We start from the raw sequence: 15,421 nt of genomic DNA, 5'->3' as shown, positions 1-15,421 counted from the left end.
GTCTAAACGAAGGGCGGATTATATCAGATAACAGCGCGCGTTAAGAAGTGACAGTTTGGGCGTCAGGCGCCGGTCGCAAGCTGCTCGTTGATGTAGCGGTCGACGAGGGTTTCGCCTTCGTCTTCGAAGCTGGTGAAGGACATTCCGACATGGAAGCAGTCCCGGGCAACCCGCCGGACGGTGACGACGTCGCACCCACAGTCGACCCAGGCGCTGCCGTTATCCCCCATTGGAATTTCAAATTGGGCGCGGACGGGGATCGCCATGTGGGGTGCTACGGACTCCTGGTTGGGAGCGATCTGGTCAAGGATTTCCTGGGAGCAGGGGACCATGATGCCGGATCGTGAGAGGTTGCCGACGCGGCAGGGGGGGAGTTTTTCCCCGTTGACTTCCAGGTGCAGTTCCAGGTCGACAGGGATGCGGTGGTGGTATCGGAGGTTTGGGCGGCTTGTTTGGCCCGACTTGGTATTGTTTGAGTTCATCGGCAACCTCGGGTGACGCAATTTTCCACCAGCGTAGACCCTGACCATTAAATAAACAAATGTTCGGTGGGGTGGGGGTTGTAGACTGTGAACTATTGGGCATCGGGGGTAGAGGGGGCCTTTATCGGGAATCGCTATGAATCCATCCCTGGACGCTGCGCTTTCGCCATCCATGGCGAAAGAGCTTCCCGATAAAGGCCCCCTCTACCCCCTTGATCTGACATCGAGTCGGCGCCGTCTCAGTTTTTTGACAGCTTGCTCTGCAGGATGTCGTTGACCTGGGCCGGGTTGGCCTTGCCCTGGGAGGCTTTCATGACCTGGCCGACGAGGGCGTTGAATTTCTTTTTCTGTTTCTTGGCGACTTCCTCGCCCAGGTAGTCTTCGACCATTTCCGGGTTTTCGGACAGGACCTGGTCGACGAGGCTTTCGATTTCGCCGCTGTCGGAGACCTGTTTCAGGCCCTGGTTCTCGATGATTTCGTCGGTGGTGCCTTCGCCGTTCCAGAGGGCTTCGAAGACCTGTTTGGCGATCTTGGTGGAGATGGTGCCGTCCTGGATGCGGCCCATCAGTGTGGCCAGGGATTCGGCGGAGACGGGGCACTGGTCGATGGTTATGTCGTTCTGGTTCATCAGCCGGGCCAGTTCGCCCATGATCCAGTTGGCGGCCTGGCGAGGATCGCCGGAGGCTTTTGCGACGGTTTCGAAGTAGTCGGCCTGGGCCTGGTTCTGGACGAGGGGCGCGGCGTCGGCTTCTGACAGGCCGTAGTCGCGGGTGAAGCGGGCCTGTTTTTCGTCCGGCAGTTCCGGGAGTTCGCCGCGGACGTCGTTGATGTAGTCGTCGTCGATCTCGACCGGGAGCAGGTCGGGATCGGGGAAGTAGCGGTAGTCGTTGGCGAATTCCTTGGTCCGCATGGAGCGGGTTTCGTTGCGGTCCGCGTCGTAGAGGCGGGTTTCCTGCTCCACAGTGCCGCCGTCCTCGATCAGTTCGATCTGGCGTTCGGCTTCGGTGTTGATGGCTTTTTCCACGAAGCGGAAGGAGTTGACGTTTTTGATTTCGGTGCGTGTGCCGAACTCTTCCTGTCCGACCGGACGCACGGAGACGTTGCAGTCGCAGCGCATGGAGCCCTGGGACATGTCGCCGTCGGAGATGCCGAGGTAGGTGACGATGGAGTGGATCTTGCGCAAATAGGCGGCGGCCTGTTCGGCGGAGCGCATGTCGGGTTCGGAGACGATTTCAAGCAGCGGGGTGCCGGCGCGGTTGAGGTCGATGCCGGTCTGGCCGTGGAAGTCCTCGTGCAGGGACTTGCCGGCGTCTTCTTCCATGTGGGCATGGTGGATGCCGACGGGGCGGGTGCTGTTGTCGGGCAGGTTGATGCTGACTTCGCCCCTGCCGACGATGGGGTAGTACATCTGGCTGATCTGGTAGCCCTTGGGAAGGTCGGCGTAGAAGTAGTTCTTGCGGTCGAAGACGGAGCGGTGGGCGATGTCCGCGTTGACGGCGAGGCCGAATTTGACGGCCATGCGGACGGCGCCTTCATTGAGCACTGGGAGCATGCCGGGCATGGCCAGGTCGATGGCGCAGGCCTGGGTGTTGGGTTCGGCGCCGTAGTTGGTGCTGGCGCCGGAGAAGATCTTTGATTGGGTGGCGAGCTGGACGTGGACTTCCAGGCCGATAACGGTTTCCCATTGCATGGTGCAGTGCTCCTGCCTTATCAAATCTTGTTATGCCGTCTGGGTTGGTGCCGGGCGGCGGGCGGGTGTGGCTTTGCGGGAATCGCTATGAATCCATCCCTGGACGCTGCGCTTTCGCCATCCATGGCGAAAGAGCTTCCCGCAAAGCCACACCCGCCCGCCGCCTCAATCTACGAGTAAGCTTCCGCTAAACAACTTCCCTCAAACAGCCCCCTCGGGCGCCTTCTCGTGCCAGTCCGTGACTTTCTGGAACTGGTGCGCCGCATTCAACAGGCGGCCTTCGTCGAAATAGTTGCCGATGATCTGCAGGCCGATGGGCAGGTTGTTGACCATGCCACCGGGGATCGACATGGCCGGGAGGCCGGCCAGGTTGGTTGAGATCGTGAAGACGTCTTCCAGGTACATGTTGACTGGGTCGTCGGTCTTGTCGCCCTGGGCGAAGGCCGGTGAGGGCGACGTTGGGCCCATGATGACGTCGACCTTCTCGAAGGCCTGGATGAAGTCCTGCTGGATCAGGCGGCGGACTTTCTGGGCCTTGAGGTAGTAGGCGTCGAAGAAGCCGGCGGACAGGGCGTAGGTGCCGACGAGGATGCGGCGTTTGACTTCTTCGCCGAAGCCTTCGGAGCGTGAGCGCAGGTAGAGGTCGTTGAGGTCCTGCGGGTTTTCGCAGCGGTGGCCATAGCGCACGCCGTCGAAGCGTGACAGGTTGGCCGAGCACTCGGCGGGAGCGATGACGTAGTAGGCCGGGACCGCCAGATGCGAGTGCGGCAGGCTGATCTCGGTAACGGTGGCGCCGAGTCTTTCGTATTCGCGTATCGCTTCGCGCACCTGTTGCGCCATGACCGGGTCCAGGTCGTCGGAGAAGAACTCGGTGGGCAGGCCGATGCGCAGGCCCTTGATGTCGTTGTTGAGCCCCTCGGTGTAGTCGGGGACGGCGCGGTCCATGCAGGTGGAGTCCCTGGGGTCGAAGCCCGCCATGGCGTTGAGCATCAGGGCGCTGTCTTCGGCGGTGCGGGTCAGGGTTCCGGCCTGGTCCAGGCTGGAGGCGAAGGCGATCATGCCGTAGCGCGAGATGCGGCCATAGGTGGGCTTGAGGCCGGTTAGGCCGCACAGGGCCGCGGGCTGGCGGATGGAGCCGCCGGTGTCCGTGGCGGTGGCGCCGGCTACAAGGCGGGCGGCCACGGCGGCGGCGGAACCGCCGGAGGAGCCGCCGGGGACGAGTTTGTCGCCCCATGGGTTGGTGACAGGGCCGTAATAGCTGGTTTCGTTGGACGAGCCCATGGCGAATTCGTCCATGTTGGTCTTGCCGACACAGACGGCACCGGCTTCGTCCAGCTTCTCAGCCACCGTTGAGTTGTAGGGCGGCACGAAGTTGTCGAGCATCCGCGAGCCGCAGGTGGTGCGCAGGTCGCGGGTGCAGAAGATGTCCTTGTGGGCGAAGGGGACACCGGTCAGCGCGGAGGCTTTACCCGAGGCCCTCTGTTCATCCGCCTGGCGGGCCGAGGCCATGGCCTGTTCCTCGGCCAGTGTGATGAAGCTGTTGTAGCGGCTGTCCTGGGCCTTGATCCGGTCCAGTGTCTCGCGGGTCAGTTCCTCGCTGGAGGTCTCGCCGCTGTCGAGCATCCGGGAGAGTTCGGAAAGCGTTTTTGTGTGCATGGTCAGTCCGGTTCCGGCAATTCAGGGAGTTGGGCGTTATTCGACGACGCGCGGCACGAGGTAGAGGCCGTTTTCGGCTTCCGGTGCCAGCTTCTGGAATTTCTCGCGCTCGTTGGGCTCAGTAACTTCATCCGGCCGCAGGCGCTGAGTGGCGTCGAGTGGGTGCGCCATGGGCGTGATGCCGTCGGTATCCGCGGCCTGGAGTTCGTCCACCATGTCCAGGATGCTGGAGAGCTTGGACTCCAGGGCGGATTTTTCCGCGTCACTGATCTGGATGCGGGCCAGGTAGGCAACCTGTTCAATCTGCTCTTTTGAAATGCTCATGCCGTTTCCCTCTTCTGGAGAGTCGCGATGATAGCAAATCCTCGCGGCTGGTGGCTTCCCCGTTTGTACAAATGAGACTAGAGCGGGATCCTGACCTGCAGATTGCCGCCCCCAAAGTCCCCCTTGGCAAGGTGAAGCGTGGGGTTGAGGGTGAGGCTGGCCCCCTTGGCCCCGCGGGGGTGCCATTCAAACGGTAGCGTGAGCTTGTCGTTCACCCCGTCCTCGCTGGAAGGGGTGCTGTTTGAGGCACGCTTCGACTCGCCTTCGGTTGCACTGATATAGAGCGTGGGCCGGAACTGCCATTCAGCGCTGAGTTTTCGGCTGATTCCCGCGAATACCATGGCTTCCTGCTGGTCGCTGAGTTGTTGGTTGTTGCCAATGAAGGTGCCCGTTTCCTGGAGTGAGAGGGCCTGGGTGCCCACTCGCCAGTGCGAATCGTTGTCGCCGGGAAGGGTCAGCTCAACCCTGGATCGCCAGAATCGGCGTGACATGGTATCCAGAGGGCCCCCGTCCAGGGGGGTCTCTTCGCGGTCCATGGCCTTGCCCTCGACAAGCCATCGCCAGCGGATTCCGTCATCCGTTTCCCAGTCCCAGGCAATACCGGCCCGCGCGGACTCGTTGCGGAACAGGCGGTTACGGTCCCTTGCTTCCAGTGCGGTATCCGGGGTTACATCGAGGTAGCCCCGTAGCTGGTGGTTGGACGAGAGTTGCCATTTGCCGGCGAAAAACCAGGTGACGGGTGCTTCGCGGTAAGCGTTAATGTCCTGCTTTTCGTTGAACATGGCGTCGGTCAGTACAAGCGTTGCGCGGGCCGAGTGGCCATCCGGGTGTTCCCAGCTTATCTCGGGCTGCAGATCCGTTCGCGACTTGTCTCCGGTGACGTCCGCCATGAACCGCAGGGTCCAGTGGCGGTGGGGATGGAGGCCGAATCCGACCAGGTTGCGGTCGAATCGACCGTCAAGGTCCTCGGTCCGGCGGAATCGGTACTGGAAGTCAAGACGGTCTGTGAACGCCCTTGTCGCCTGTACGCCAATATCCAGAAAGAGCTCGGTGCTGCGGGCGCTGCCGCCGGTTCCGGCCATGTGGTCGGGTGCCACTGGACTGGCGGTGAGTGGGTCAGGCATGGCAAAACTTGCCCGGTGCAGGAAACTCTCGTCGTTGTAGAACAGCTCGCGGCCTTCAAAGACGCGCTGCTGGCGAAAAGGCAGGGGCTCCATCAGTAGGTCGCGTCCGAAAAGGGCAAGCGCGTCTGTGGCGGTAAGAGCGAGTAAGCCAACCACCAGGGCCCTGAGCGGGCGGCCGCGAATACCGATTCCTGTTATCAGGGTTCGGCTCTGTGGCGCTGTTTTAAGGGGCAAGCTGCTCTCCCAGGTCGTCTGTGCTGTCCATGGCGGGATTCTGGAGTGACGATGTCAACAACAAATTATTTCATTGCAGACACGTGATAACAACTCAGTTGTGCCTGCTCTGCCTTGCCTGCACTCCCCGCCACTGCTAAAGTTCCGGCATTCATCGCTTTTCGCGGACTATTTCGCATTTGGTCCCGGACTCTAGAACCCGCATAGCCAGGTTGAAACGACACTGATGCTCATCAAGAAACTGAGAGGCGTCTTTTCCAGCGATCTTTCCATCGATCTTGGAACCGCCAATACCCTTATTTTTGTACGCGGCCGTGGCATCATTCTGGATGAGCCCTCCGTTGTGGCGGTAAGCTCGTCCAACGGCCAGAAGAAAGTCGCGGCGGTGGGCAGCGAAGCCAAGCGTATGCTTGGGCGCACGCCCGGCAATATCACAGCGATCCGTCCGCTCAAAGACGGCGTCATTGCCGACTTTGTGGTGACTGAGAAGATGCTCCAGCATTTTATCCACAAGGTCCACGAGAACAGCTTTATTACACCAAGCCCGCGCGTTCTGGTCTGTGTTCCCAGTAAGAGCACCCAGGTGGAGCGCAAGGCGATTCGGGAATCGGCGCTCGGTGCGGGCGCCCGCGAGGTTTTCCTGATCGAGGAGCCCATGGCTGCGGCTATTGGTGCTGGCCTGCCCGTTGAGGAGGCCAGCGGCTCGATGATCGTGGATATCGGCGGCGGGACCACCGAGATTGCCATCATCTCGCTCAATGGTATCGTCTATGCGGAATCCGTCAGGGTTGGCGGGGACAAGTTTGATGAGGCCATTGTGACCTATGTACGCCGAAACTATGGCAGTCTCATTGGCGACTCCACGGCTGAACGGATCAAGCACGAGATCGGCTGCGCTTATGAAGGCCTTGAAGTCCGTGAGATCGATGTGCGCGGCCGCAATCTCGCCGAAGGGGTCCCACGGCAGTTCACCCTGAACAGTAATGAGGTTCTCGAGGCACTGCAGGAATCCCTGGCGCAGATTGTTCAGACCGTGAAGAGCGCTCTGGAGCAGTCTCCCCCCGAGCTGGCGTCCGATATCGCCGAACGCGGCATCGTGCTGACCGGCGGGGGTGCGCTGCTGCGCGGTCTTGACAGCCTGATCAGCGAGGAGACCGGTCTGCCGGTAGTGGTGGCGGAGGATCCGCTGACCTGTGTTGCCCGCGGTGGTGGTAAGGCGCTTGAGCGCATCGATCGTTCCGGTACGACCATGTTTGCCCAGGAAGGCTAGGGCCGCTGACAGCTATTACTGCCGGAACCCGGGTTTCCGCCGCTGTCGCTGCCGCGTCAGCGGCGGCTGTCGTTTGGAATCGGGGGTCAGCTCATCAACAATCTGTTCACGCAAGGTCCTTTCATCAGCACCCGCTTACTGTTGGTCGTGCTTCTCTCTGGAGCGCTGATCGGTGGGGACCTGTATCTGCCCTATGGGGATCGTCTTCGCAGCTGGCTGATGACTGGCCTGACGCCAGTTTATTGGCTCGGGCAGTCCCCTGGGAATGTGGCTGAGTGGCTGGGAAATGTTACTGCCAGTCGCGACAGTCTGATTGAGGAGAACGAGGCGCTGGAATCCCGTCTGCTTGTACTGGAGCGACGGGCCCAACGCTATGCGGCGCTGGCGGCTGAAAACACACGGCTGCGTGAGCTTCTCAATGCCTCGTCGGATCTTGATGACCGCGTTCTGGTGGCCGAGGTGATCGGGGTAACTCCGGATCCGCTTTCCCATGAAGTCATTCTCGACAAAGGGGCGGATGACGGTCTCAGGAAAGGGCAGGCCATACTGGATGCGGGTGGTCTGATGGGGCAGGTGGTGCACACGAGCAAATACACTGCGCGCGCGATACTGATCTCGGATAACAGCCATGCCGTCCCGGTGGAAGTGAATCGCAATGGCGTACGGGCTGTGCTGCTTGGCAATGGGGATCGTGATCGATTGGAGCTGGCCCATGTCCCGGACACCGCCGACATTGAGGAGGGCGACCTGCTCGTGAGTTCCGGCTTGGGTGGCCGCTTCCCCCAGGGCTATCCTGTTGCTCGGATCAGCTCCGTAGCACATGATCCCGCCGAGCCGTTTGCCCGTGTTCTCGCCAAGCCCATGGCGAGCCTGAACAGCAGCCGCCTGGTGCTGGTGGTGTTTACCGAACAGGACCAGGAGGACGGTGCCGGGGCCGATTCGGGGGAGGGCGACTGAGATGTTAATCCGTTCCGTCAGTTATCCGCTCTTTGTCGCCGCCGCACTGCTTGCGCTGGTGGGGACCATCTCCCTGTTTCCCCAGTCGCTGTCGCAATGGCGCCCGGAGTGGGTCGGTCTCGTGGTTGTCTACTGGGTTCTGCGTGCGCCGAATACTTTTGGCGTTTTTACAGCCTGGGTTCTTGGCCTGCTGGTGGATGTGCTTCGGGCTGATATTCTGGGAATGAACGCTCTGGCAATGGCGCTGATCGCCTATCTGGTACTGGCGGCCCATCAGCGATTCCAGCTGTTTCCGCTGGCACAGCAGTCACTGCTTGTATTCCTCCTTGTAGGGCTGGCACAGATGGTGGTTCATTTTCTCCATCAGCTGCTTGGCGCGAGCAGTAGTGGCTTTGATTACCTGTTACCGGCGCTGACGAGCGGTCTGGTGTGGCCAGTTTTCCGCGCGTTCTGGGACGCCGTGAACAGGAAACTGGGATAATGCGATGACAGCAGACGGACTCTACCCACTGATCCTTGCCTCGGCGTCTCCCCGTCGACGTGAACTTCTTGAGCAGATTGGACTCCGCTTCACCGTACAATCCGTTGATGTGGATGAAACCCCCAGGGAACACGAAGCGCCGGATCTCTATGTTCTGCGCATGGCCCGTGAAAAGGCGTTGGCGTGTCAGCGGTTACCCGGTAATACCGACTCGCTGGTTCTGGGTGCGGATACGTCCGTGGTTCTTGATGGCGTCATTATGGGTAAGCCCCATAGCCGGGATGATGCCCGCGCCATGCTGCAGCGACTCTCCGGCCACCAGCATGAGGTAATGACCGGTGTTGCCCTGGCAGGTCTGACCGCGGTGCGTGAACGGGTGGTGACCACACGGGTTGTGTTCCGCCGTCTTGCGGAAAACGAAATTGACGCCTATCTGGATACCGGTGAACCCTATGACAAAGCGGGCGGCTACGGTATCCAGGGGCTGGGGGGTATTTTCGTGACATCCCTTGTGGGCAGCTACAGTGCCGTGGTTGGCCTGCCCCTGGATGCGACGGCGGACCTGCTTGCACAGGTGGATCAGCCGGTATGGCAATGGTGGGCGTCGGGCGATGAGTGAGGAGATCCTGATCAACGTTACCCCCGTGGAGACGCGGGTGGCGCTGGTGGAAAACGGCATGCTCCAAGAGGTTTATGTCGAGCGCACCAGCAACGAGGGCATTGTGGGCAACATTTACAAGGGCCGTGTTGTACGGGTGCTCCCCGGCATGGAGGCGGCTTTTGTTGATATTGGCCTGGAGCGCGCCGCCTTCATCCATGCCTCCGATGTGGCGGAACTGGGGGGCTCAGAGGAAGGTGAAACGCCCAGGACCGTGCCGGATATCCGCTCGCTCCTGCGCGAGGGCCAGTCCATCATCGTACAGGTGACAAAGGACCCCATTGGCACCAAGGGCGCACGCCTGACCACGCATCTGTCCATTCCGTCGCGCTACCTGGTTTACATGCCGGCCATGTCCCATGTTGGCGTGTCCCAGCGGATTGAGGACGAGTCCGAACGAAAGCGCCTTCGTGACCTCATACAGAGTGTCGCGCATGAGTATGAACTCGACAGCGGCGGCTATATCGTTCGGACGGCCGCCGAGAGCGTGGGCGAGGACGATATCCGCCGCGATATGGCCTACCTCAATCGCCTGTCGTCTTCCATTATGGAGAGTGCCCGGGATGTTAGCGCTCCCTCGGTGATCTATGAGGATCTGCCGCTGTTCATACGCACGGTGCGTGACCTGGTGCGATCCCAGACCGAGAAAATCCGCATTGATTCCCGGGAAAGCCATGAAAAGCTGGTGGCCTTTGCGGATCGCTTCGTGGCGGAACTCAAGGAGATGATCGAGTTCTATCCGGGGGAGCGACCGCTTTTTGATCTCTACAGCGTGGAGGATGAGATACAGAAGGCGCTGAGCCGCCATGTCCAGCTCAAGTCGGGCGGGCACGCGATGATTGACCAGACTGAGGCCATGACCACTATTGATATCAACACCGGTGCCTTTGTGGGTCATCGCAACCTCGAAGAAACCATCTTCAAGACCAACCTGGAGGCGGCAAGGGCCATCAGTCGCCAGTTGCGGCTGCGCAACCTTGGCGGGATCATCATCATTGACTTCATCGACATGGACGATCCCGAGCACCAGAGGCAGGTCCTGCGCATGCTGGAGAAGATGCTTGAGCGGGATCATGCGCGGACCAAGATAACCGGGGTCTCCGAGCTGGGCCTGGTGGAGATGACCCGCAAACGCACCACGGAAAGCCTTGGGCAGTTGCTGTGCGCGCCCTGTCCCGTCTGCGATGGCCGCGGATTCCTGAAAACGCCCGAGACGGTGTGTTATGAGATCTTCCGCGAGATCATGCGGGTTAACAGGGCCTATGATGTGGAAGGGTTCCTGGTGATGGCATCCCAGAATGTTATAGATCGGCTCCTTGATGAGGACTCTGATAACGTCGCGGACCTGGAGAGCTTTATTGGCAAGACGATCAAGTTCCGGGTTGAGCTGGTCTACAGTCAGGAACAGTATGACGTGGTCCTGCTATAGAGACGGGCTCCGCTGATGGCGCATTCCCCCGCTGTAAAAACGTCCCTTCCCCAACGCCTGTTGCGCTGGTCCGTCAATATTGTCTGGCTGAGCGTGCTCACTGTCCTGATTCTGGTTGCGCTCTATGTGGGGCTTGGGCGCCAGGTTATGGACAATCTTCACCACTTCAAGAGTGATATTGAACAGCAGGTTTCTTCAATTGTTGGCCAGCCGGTAAGCATTGAACGGATTCGGGGCGAGTGGCAGGGCCTGGATCCGATCCTTCGAGTCCAGGGGGTGGCGCTCGAGGGTGTCGACAGTGAGCGCACCGTTGCATCGCTTGGTGAGCTGCGCCTGAGGTTGGACAGCTGGGCGTCGCTGCGCCGCTTGCGGATTGTGTTGAGTGAATTCGTGCTGCGTAACGGAGATGCGTCACTGGTGCAGCAGCCCGACGGCCGGGTTGGGGTTGAGGGAATATGGCTGCCGCCGGAGCAGGAGTCTGAACCCTATGCCCTGCCCGAGGTGGCAGCGGCTGCCAGTGAAAGCTTTGAGGCCCGCATAGGGCGCTGGATCGGTGAGCTGGGCGATGTGCTGTCCGACCCGGCGGTGACCGTTGAGGAACTGGCGCTGCACGTGAAGCCGGCAGGGGGTGAAGCCAGCCATTTTGTTGTCCCGCATATGGACGTGCGGTTCGAGTCGGGGATTTTCCGGGCAAGCGGGCGACTGTCCAGGGCCAGCAATAACGTTCGGACAGGGCTATTTGCACTCAGGGGCCGCCATTTTTTCAGTGGCGGCTTTTCCGGGAGTCTTTACCTGGAACTTGATTCCGGCCGTTTTTTCGATGCTTTTCTGCGCCATTACAGCTGGAGGAACCTGACCATTGCGGGGATCGATGCGGAGGCGAAAGGCTGGTTCCATTTCAGTGATGGTCGGCTCAGCCGCGCAAACGGAAGGATCCACCTGCCATTTCTGGATATGGCCGTAGGTGGCGACTCCATTGAGCCCCTTCGAAACCTGACCATTCGCGGCGGATGGGAACGTGATGGCAAGGGCTGGCGGGCCCAACTGGTCAGTAACGGCTACAGCTGGAAGGGTTATGAAACGGGCTCAACGGCGCTCAGCCTGGAAGACACTGATGAGGGGCTGGCGCTGCAGGCGGGTTCCATCGAGCTTGCTCCATTAGGCGAGCTTGCCATGGCTTCCGGCATGCTTCCCTCGGATCTGCACGATAATCTGGTTGACCATCAGCCCCAGGGGATGGTCCGGAATGTCCGGTTGAATCTGCCGGAAGGTAAGCCGTGGAGCGTCACCGGTGAATTCCAAGGCGGGGGCGTTGATGCGGTTGATGGCGCCCCTCGGATTCGCGATCTGGGCGGTTTTTTTGAGGCTGGCCCGGACTCTGGTCGTGTCGTTATCGAGCCCGGAACGGTTGAACTTGGTTTTCCGGACCTGTTTACCGGCCCCTGGACCTTCACCCGGCTCAGTGGTGAGTTGCGTTGGCAACGCCGTCGGGATGGCTGGTGGATTGGTTCCCACAACCTGGCAGGCCGTTACAGGGGCGCTGTAGCAGAGAGCGCGTTCGGGCTTCGATTGCGGGAAAATCAGGATGATACCCTCTCACTGAGGGTTGGTATATCCGATGCCCGTGCCGCGATGCTGGAGGCCCTTGTGCCCAGACAGATTGTGCCGGATCAGCTCTACCGCTTTCTGACCCGGCAGGTTGGGGAAGGGCGTATTCCACACGGCTGGTATTACGGACATGGAACCCTGGGTGACGCAGCCTACCCGGGATTCACCTCGTCACTTCGGTACGGCTTCGAGAGTACCGATCTGACCTACCATCCGGATTGGCCGCCGCTCCGGAACGCGTCAGGGCAGGCGAAGCTGCAGGGGGAAGAGGCTACAGTAACGCTGAGTCAGGGGCAGGTTGGTGGCATTGAGCTTGAACCGGGGCGGGTGCGCATAACCCCTGCCTCGTCTGGGGTCCGGGTGGATGTCGAGACGGGGGTCCGCCGCCAGCAAAGGTTCCTGACGGAGCAGTGGCGCCGCAGCCCCCTCCCCGAAATGCTGGGTGACTGGATCCGGGAGACCACACTCTATGGCCCGGTGGCGGCGGACTTGAGCATGAGTCTATGGCCGGAAATGGAGCGCGCACCGGAATTTGACCTTAATGTTGACCTCAATGAAGCCGGTTTCGATTTCCGTCCGGCTGATCTCCAGTGGCGGAATCTGACGGGCAGCGTGCGATACGGCTCGGACTCCGGTATTGAACCGACAACCCTGGAGGGCCGTTTCCTGGACGCCCCTGTCACGGTACGGGTTGAGGAAGATGAGGATGCGGCGTTGGTGGTCCGGCAGAAGGGGACCGCTTCGGTGGAAGCTATTGAGGAGTGGGTTGGGCGAAGACTCATTGGGCTTTCAGGGAGTCTGGGCTATGAGGCCAGCCTGAGGCCGACCGAGGGCCCGCTGTTGCGGCTGGATGCGGATCTGGAGCGGGTTGGGTCCAGCCTTCCACGGCCTTTGAGTAAGAGGGCTGGCGAGGCGCACTCCCTGACCACAACCCTGGACTTCTCCCAGGACCAGCGCCTGGTTGTGGATGGGAACTGGAATCCCCTGGGGGCCTTTCAGATGGTGTTTGCCGGGGGCGCTCTTGAGCGCGGGAGGATCGCCCTGGGTGTGCGTTCAACCCGGTTGCCGGAGGAGCCGGTTCTGAGTCTAACCGGGGCAATTCCGTACCTGAACCTTGGTGAATGGAGCTCGGTGCTGGACAGCGACCTGGGTGCCCCGGAGTCCGCGTCCGAGTCCGAAGGAAGCATGATGCCGGATGTGCGCTTCAATCTGGCCGTGGAGCGGACCGAGGTTGCGGGGCGCAATATGGGGCATGTGCGCGCGGAGGGCGAAAGCCAATCGGGGAGTGGCTGGCGTATTGGCGTTAAAGGCAACCGGATTGACGGTGAGTTCATTCTGCCCGGTGACGAGGTGGAGCCAATCGGTGTTGAGTTGAGCAATCTGGACATACCGGAGCCCAGTGATTCGGTTGATCCCGATGTCCCGCCCAATCCTGACGGAATGGATGTGGGGTCCTGGCCGCAGGTGGATGCGAGTATCGCCGATCTGCGCTTCGAGGGACGTGATTTCCGTAATGTTCGCCTTCTGTTACGTCCCGGTGCGGAGCGAATGGTGATCCGGGATCTGAGCCTTTCCATGGCGGACCTGGATCTGACCGGGGATCTTAGTTGGCAGCCGGGCCAGACACCCGGTACCACCGAGTTCAGTGGGACTTTATCGGGTGGAAGCCTGAAAGGACTTGAATCCCTCCTCGGGCAGCCGGTTCCCATCCGCAACAGGAAGACGCGGGCACGCATTGATTTTGCGTGGCCCGGCGGGCCTGCGGATCTTGAGCTGGCTTCCCTCGAGGCTGAAATCGGATTCCGGCTCGAGAACGGTACCCTTGAGGAGGGAAGCGATGCCTCACGGGTTTTCCGGGTTTTCGGGCTCCTGAACACGGACACCATCTGGCGCCGACTGCAGCTTGATTTTTCAGATGTCTATGAATCCGGCATCCCCTTCGATTATATGGAGGGCGACGCGCTTATCCATGAGGGGCGGCTTATCTTTGACCCCAAGGTTGTCATCCAGGCGCCCTCGGGGGGCTTCCGGATGAGTGGCGAAGCGGACCTGATCGAGGAGACGCTGGATATGCGTCTGGTCGTGGTCCTGCCGATTACCCAGAACCTGCCTCTTGCGGCGGTGCTTTTCGGGTTTGCCCCTCCGGTAGGGGGTGCGCTGTTCGTGATCGATCAGGTGTTCGGCGGACTGTTGAGTCGGGTTACCAGTGCCACTTATAGTGTTGGTGGAAACTGGAATGACCCGGCTGTAAGCCTGCGCAACCTGTTTGATACGGAGTCCGACCTGAACAGTTACGAGCGGCCCGAGATGGATCTGAATACCGGGGAATCTGACGATCCAGCCGAGGAGATCAGGCGATGAGCAAGTCCCATTCAGTAGCGGCCATCCAGATGGTCAGCGGCTTTGAGGTTGAGCCCAATCTGGTCAAGGCCAGGGAGCTTCTGGAGGAAGCCGCGGGCCGTGGTGTATCCGTCGCGGTCCTCCCGGAGAACTTTGCGGCTTTCCAGAGTCGCCACCTGCTCGAAATCGGCAAGGCCGAGGCCGGTGCCGAGGAGGGGTCTATACAGGCTTTCCTGGAGCGCGAGGCACGGCGTCTTGGTCTGTGGATCGTGGCGGGGTCCATTCCGATGGCAACACGTCCCGATGGCAGCGCCGTCGATGAGGGCCGGGTACGGGCAAGTTGCCTTGTGATCAATGCTGACGGTCGTCAGGTTGCCCGCTACGACAAGATCCACCTGTTCGATGCCGAGGTGGGGGACTCCCAGGGGCGATATCGCGAGTCCGCCGTCTTTGAACCCGGGGATACGGTGGTTTCCGTGGATACGCCCGCCGGGCGCCTCGGGCTTTCAATCTGCTACGATCTCCGCTTTCCGGAGTTATACCGCCGTCTCCGCGAGGAAGGGGCAGAGTGGGTGGTTGTGCCTTCGGCCTTTACCTACCGCACCGGTGAAGCCCATTGGGAGGCCCTGCTGCGAGCCAGGGCCATTGAAAACCAGTTCTGGGTCTGCGCGCCCAATCAGGGCGGGCAGCATGATGAGCGGCGTCGTACCTGGGGGCACTCCATGATCGTTGATCCCTGGGGCGGGATCGTCACAGAGCTGGAAGAAGGTCCGGGCGTGGCCGAAGCGCAACTGGATGCGCAGATGCTCGCCAACACCCGGAGTGCGATCCCTGTTTGGGATCATCGGCGACTCTAGTCGACCCGGATACGCTCGCGGTTGCTGTCAAGTGTTGCCGTGCCGATGCCATTAACCTCTTCCAGGTGCTCGGGCGTTACGAATTCGCCCTCTTTTTTACGAAACTCGACGATCGCCTCGGCTTTAACCGGACCAACACCGTCCAGTTCGGCGGCCAGGGTCTGGCTGTCTGCTTCGTTGATGTTGACGGCTTCGGGCGCCTCTTCCGCCTGGGCGATGCCTGTCGCCAGCAGGAGAGCGAGTGCTGCGGATTTCATTTTCATGGTTCTGAATCCTCCTTGGGTCAATCAATGATCCAGGGATGCGTTGA

The 15,421-nt window shown here is 60.7% G+C and carries 13 protein-coding genes; 7 read left to right on the top strand and 6 right to left on the bottom strand.

Features of this window, described 5'->3' with window-relative positions; translation table 11 throughout:
- Positions 1–62: 62 nt before the first annotated feature.
- From DES49_RS05300 to DES49_RS05280, 5 genes are all read right to left on the bottom strand, one after another.
- Positions 63–482 (bottom strand): PilZ domain-containing protein, encoded by a 420-nt coding sequence (locus DES49_RS05300; protein ID WP_166645995.1) that lies wholly within the window; start codon positions 480–482, stop codon positions 63–65.
- 239 nt (positions 483–721) lie between these two features.
- Positions 722–2,173: an Asp-tRNA(Asn)/Glu-tRNA(Gln) amidotransferase subunit GatB gene (gatB, locus tag DES49_RS05295; protein ID WP_133735340.1), complete on the bottom strand. Its 1,452-nt coding sequence runs from the start codon at positions 2,171–2,173 to the stop codon at positions 722–724.
- Positions 2,174–2,374: 201 nt separating this feature from the next.
- Complete coding sequence (gene gatA / locus DES49_RS05290) at positions 2,375–3,829, bottom strand: Asp-tRNA(Asn)/Glu-tRNA(Gln) amidotransferase subunit GatA (protein ID WP_133735339.1); 1,455 nt, start codon at positions 3,827–3,829, stop codon at positions 2,375–2,377.
- A gap of 36 nt (positions 3,830–3,865) precedes the next feature.
- A complete protein-coding gene (gene gatC, locus DES49_RS05285; protein WP_133735338.1) occupies positions 3,866–4,153 on the bottom strand; it encodes an Asp-tRNA(Asn)/Glu-tRNA(Gln) amidotransferase subunit GatC in 288 nt (95 codons plus the stop codon).
- A 77-nt stretch (positions 4,154–4,230) separates the two neighbouring features.
- Entirely contained in the window at positions 4,231–5,511 is a 1,281-nt protein-coding gene (locus tag DES49_RS05280) for a hypothetical protein (RefSeq protein ID WP_133735337.1), read from the bottom strand.
- Between the two features lie 226 nt (positions 5,512–5,737).
- On the opposite strand from DES49_RS05280, the gene DES49_RS05275 reads away from it, so the two are divergent.
- The 7 genes from DES49_RS05275 to DES49_RS05245 are packed head-to-tail and all read left to right on the top strand — an operon-like array spanning position 5,738 to position 15,111.
- Entirely contained in the window at positions 5,738–6,781 is a 1,044-nt protein-coding gene (locus tag DES49_RS05275; RefSeq protein ID WP_133735336.1) for a rod shape-determining protein, read from the top strand.
- 18 nt (positions 6,782–6,799) lie between these two features.
- A complete protein-coding gene (gene mreC / locus DES49_RS05270; protein WP_424955224.1) occupies positions 6,800–7,738 on the top strand; it encodes a rod shape-determining protein MreC in 939 nt (312 codons plus the stop codon).
- Position 7,739: 1 nt separating this feature from the next.
- Positions 7,740–8,219, top strand: a complete 480-nt coding sequence (gene mreD / locus DES49_RS05265; RefSeq protein ID WP_133735334.1) for a rod shape-determining protein MreD — start codon at positions 7,740–7,742, stop codon at positions 8,217–8,219.
- Between the two features lie 4 nt (positions 8,220–8,223).
- Positions 8,224–8,838, top strand: coding sequence for a Maf family protein (locus DES49_RS05260; protein WP_133735333.1), 615 nt, complete (start codon positions 8,224–8,226; stop codon positions 8,836–8,838).
- On the top strand, positions 8,831–10,306 hold the full coding sequence (gene rng / locus DES49_RS05255; protein ID WP_133735332.1) for a ribonuclease G: 1,476 nt from the start codon (positions 8,831–8,833) through the stop codon (positions 10,304–10,306). Before DES49_RS05260 ends, rng begins: the two co-directional genes overlap by 8 nt.
- 15 nt (positions 10,307–10,321) lie before the next feature.
- Positions 10,322–14,275 (top strand): YhdP family phospholipid transporter, encoded by a 3,954-nt coding sequence (locus DES49_RS05250; RefSeq protein ID WP_133735331.1) that lies wholly within the window; start codon positions 10,322–10,324, stop codon positions 14,273–14,275.
- Positions 14,272–15,111, top strand: a complete 840-nt coding sequence (locus DES49_RS05245) for a carbon-nitrogen hydrolase family protein (protein ID WP_133735330.1) — start codon at positions 14,272–14,274, stop codon at positions 15,109–15,111. Before DES49_RS05250 ends, DES49_RS05245 begins: the two co-directional genes overlap by 4 nt.
- Here DES49_RS05245 and DES49_RS05240 read toward each other — a convergent pair.
- Positions 15,108–15,374 carry a ComEA family DNA-binding protein gene (locus DES49_RS05240; RefSeq protein ID WP_243864900.1) on the bottom strand — a complete coding sequence of 89 codons (267 nt, stop codon included), beginning with the start codon at positions 15,372–15,374 and terminating at the stop codon, positions 15,108–15,110. The two genes, DES49_RS05245 and DES49_RS05240, sit on opposite strands and share 4 nt — an antisense overlap.
- Positions 15,375–15,421: the final 47 nt, after the last annotated feature.

The sequence above is a fragment of the Halospina denitrificans genome, assembly GCF_004364635.1.
Taxonomy (GTDB): Bacteria; Pseudomonadota; Gammaproteobacteria; order Pseudomonadales; family Oleiphilaceae; genus Halospina; species Halospina denitrificans.
This window is presented reverse-complemented; position numbering and strand designations above follow the sequence as displayed.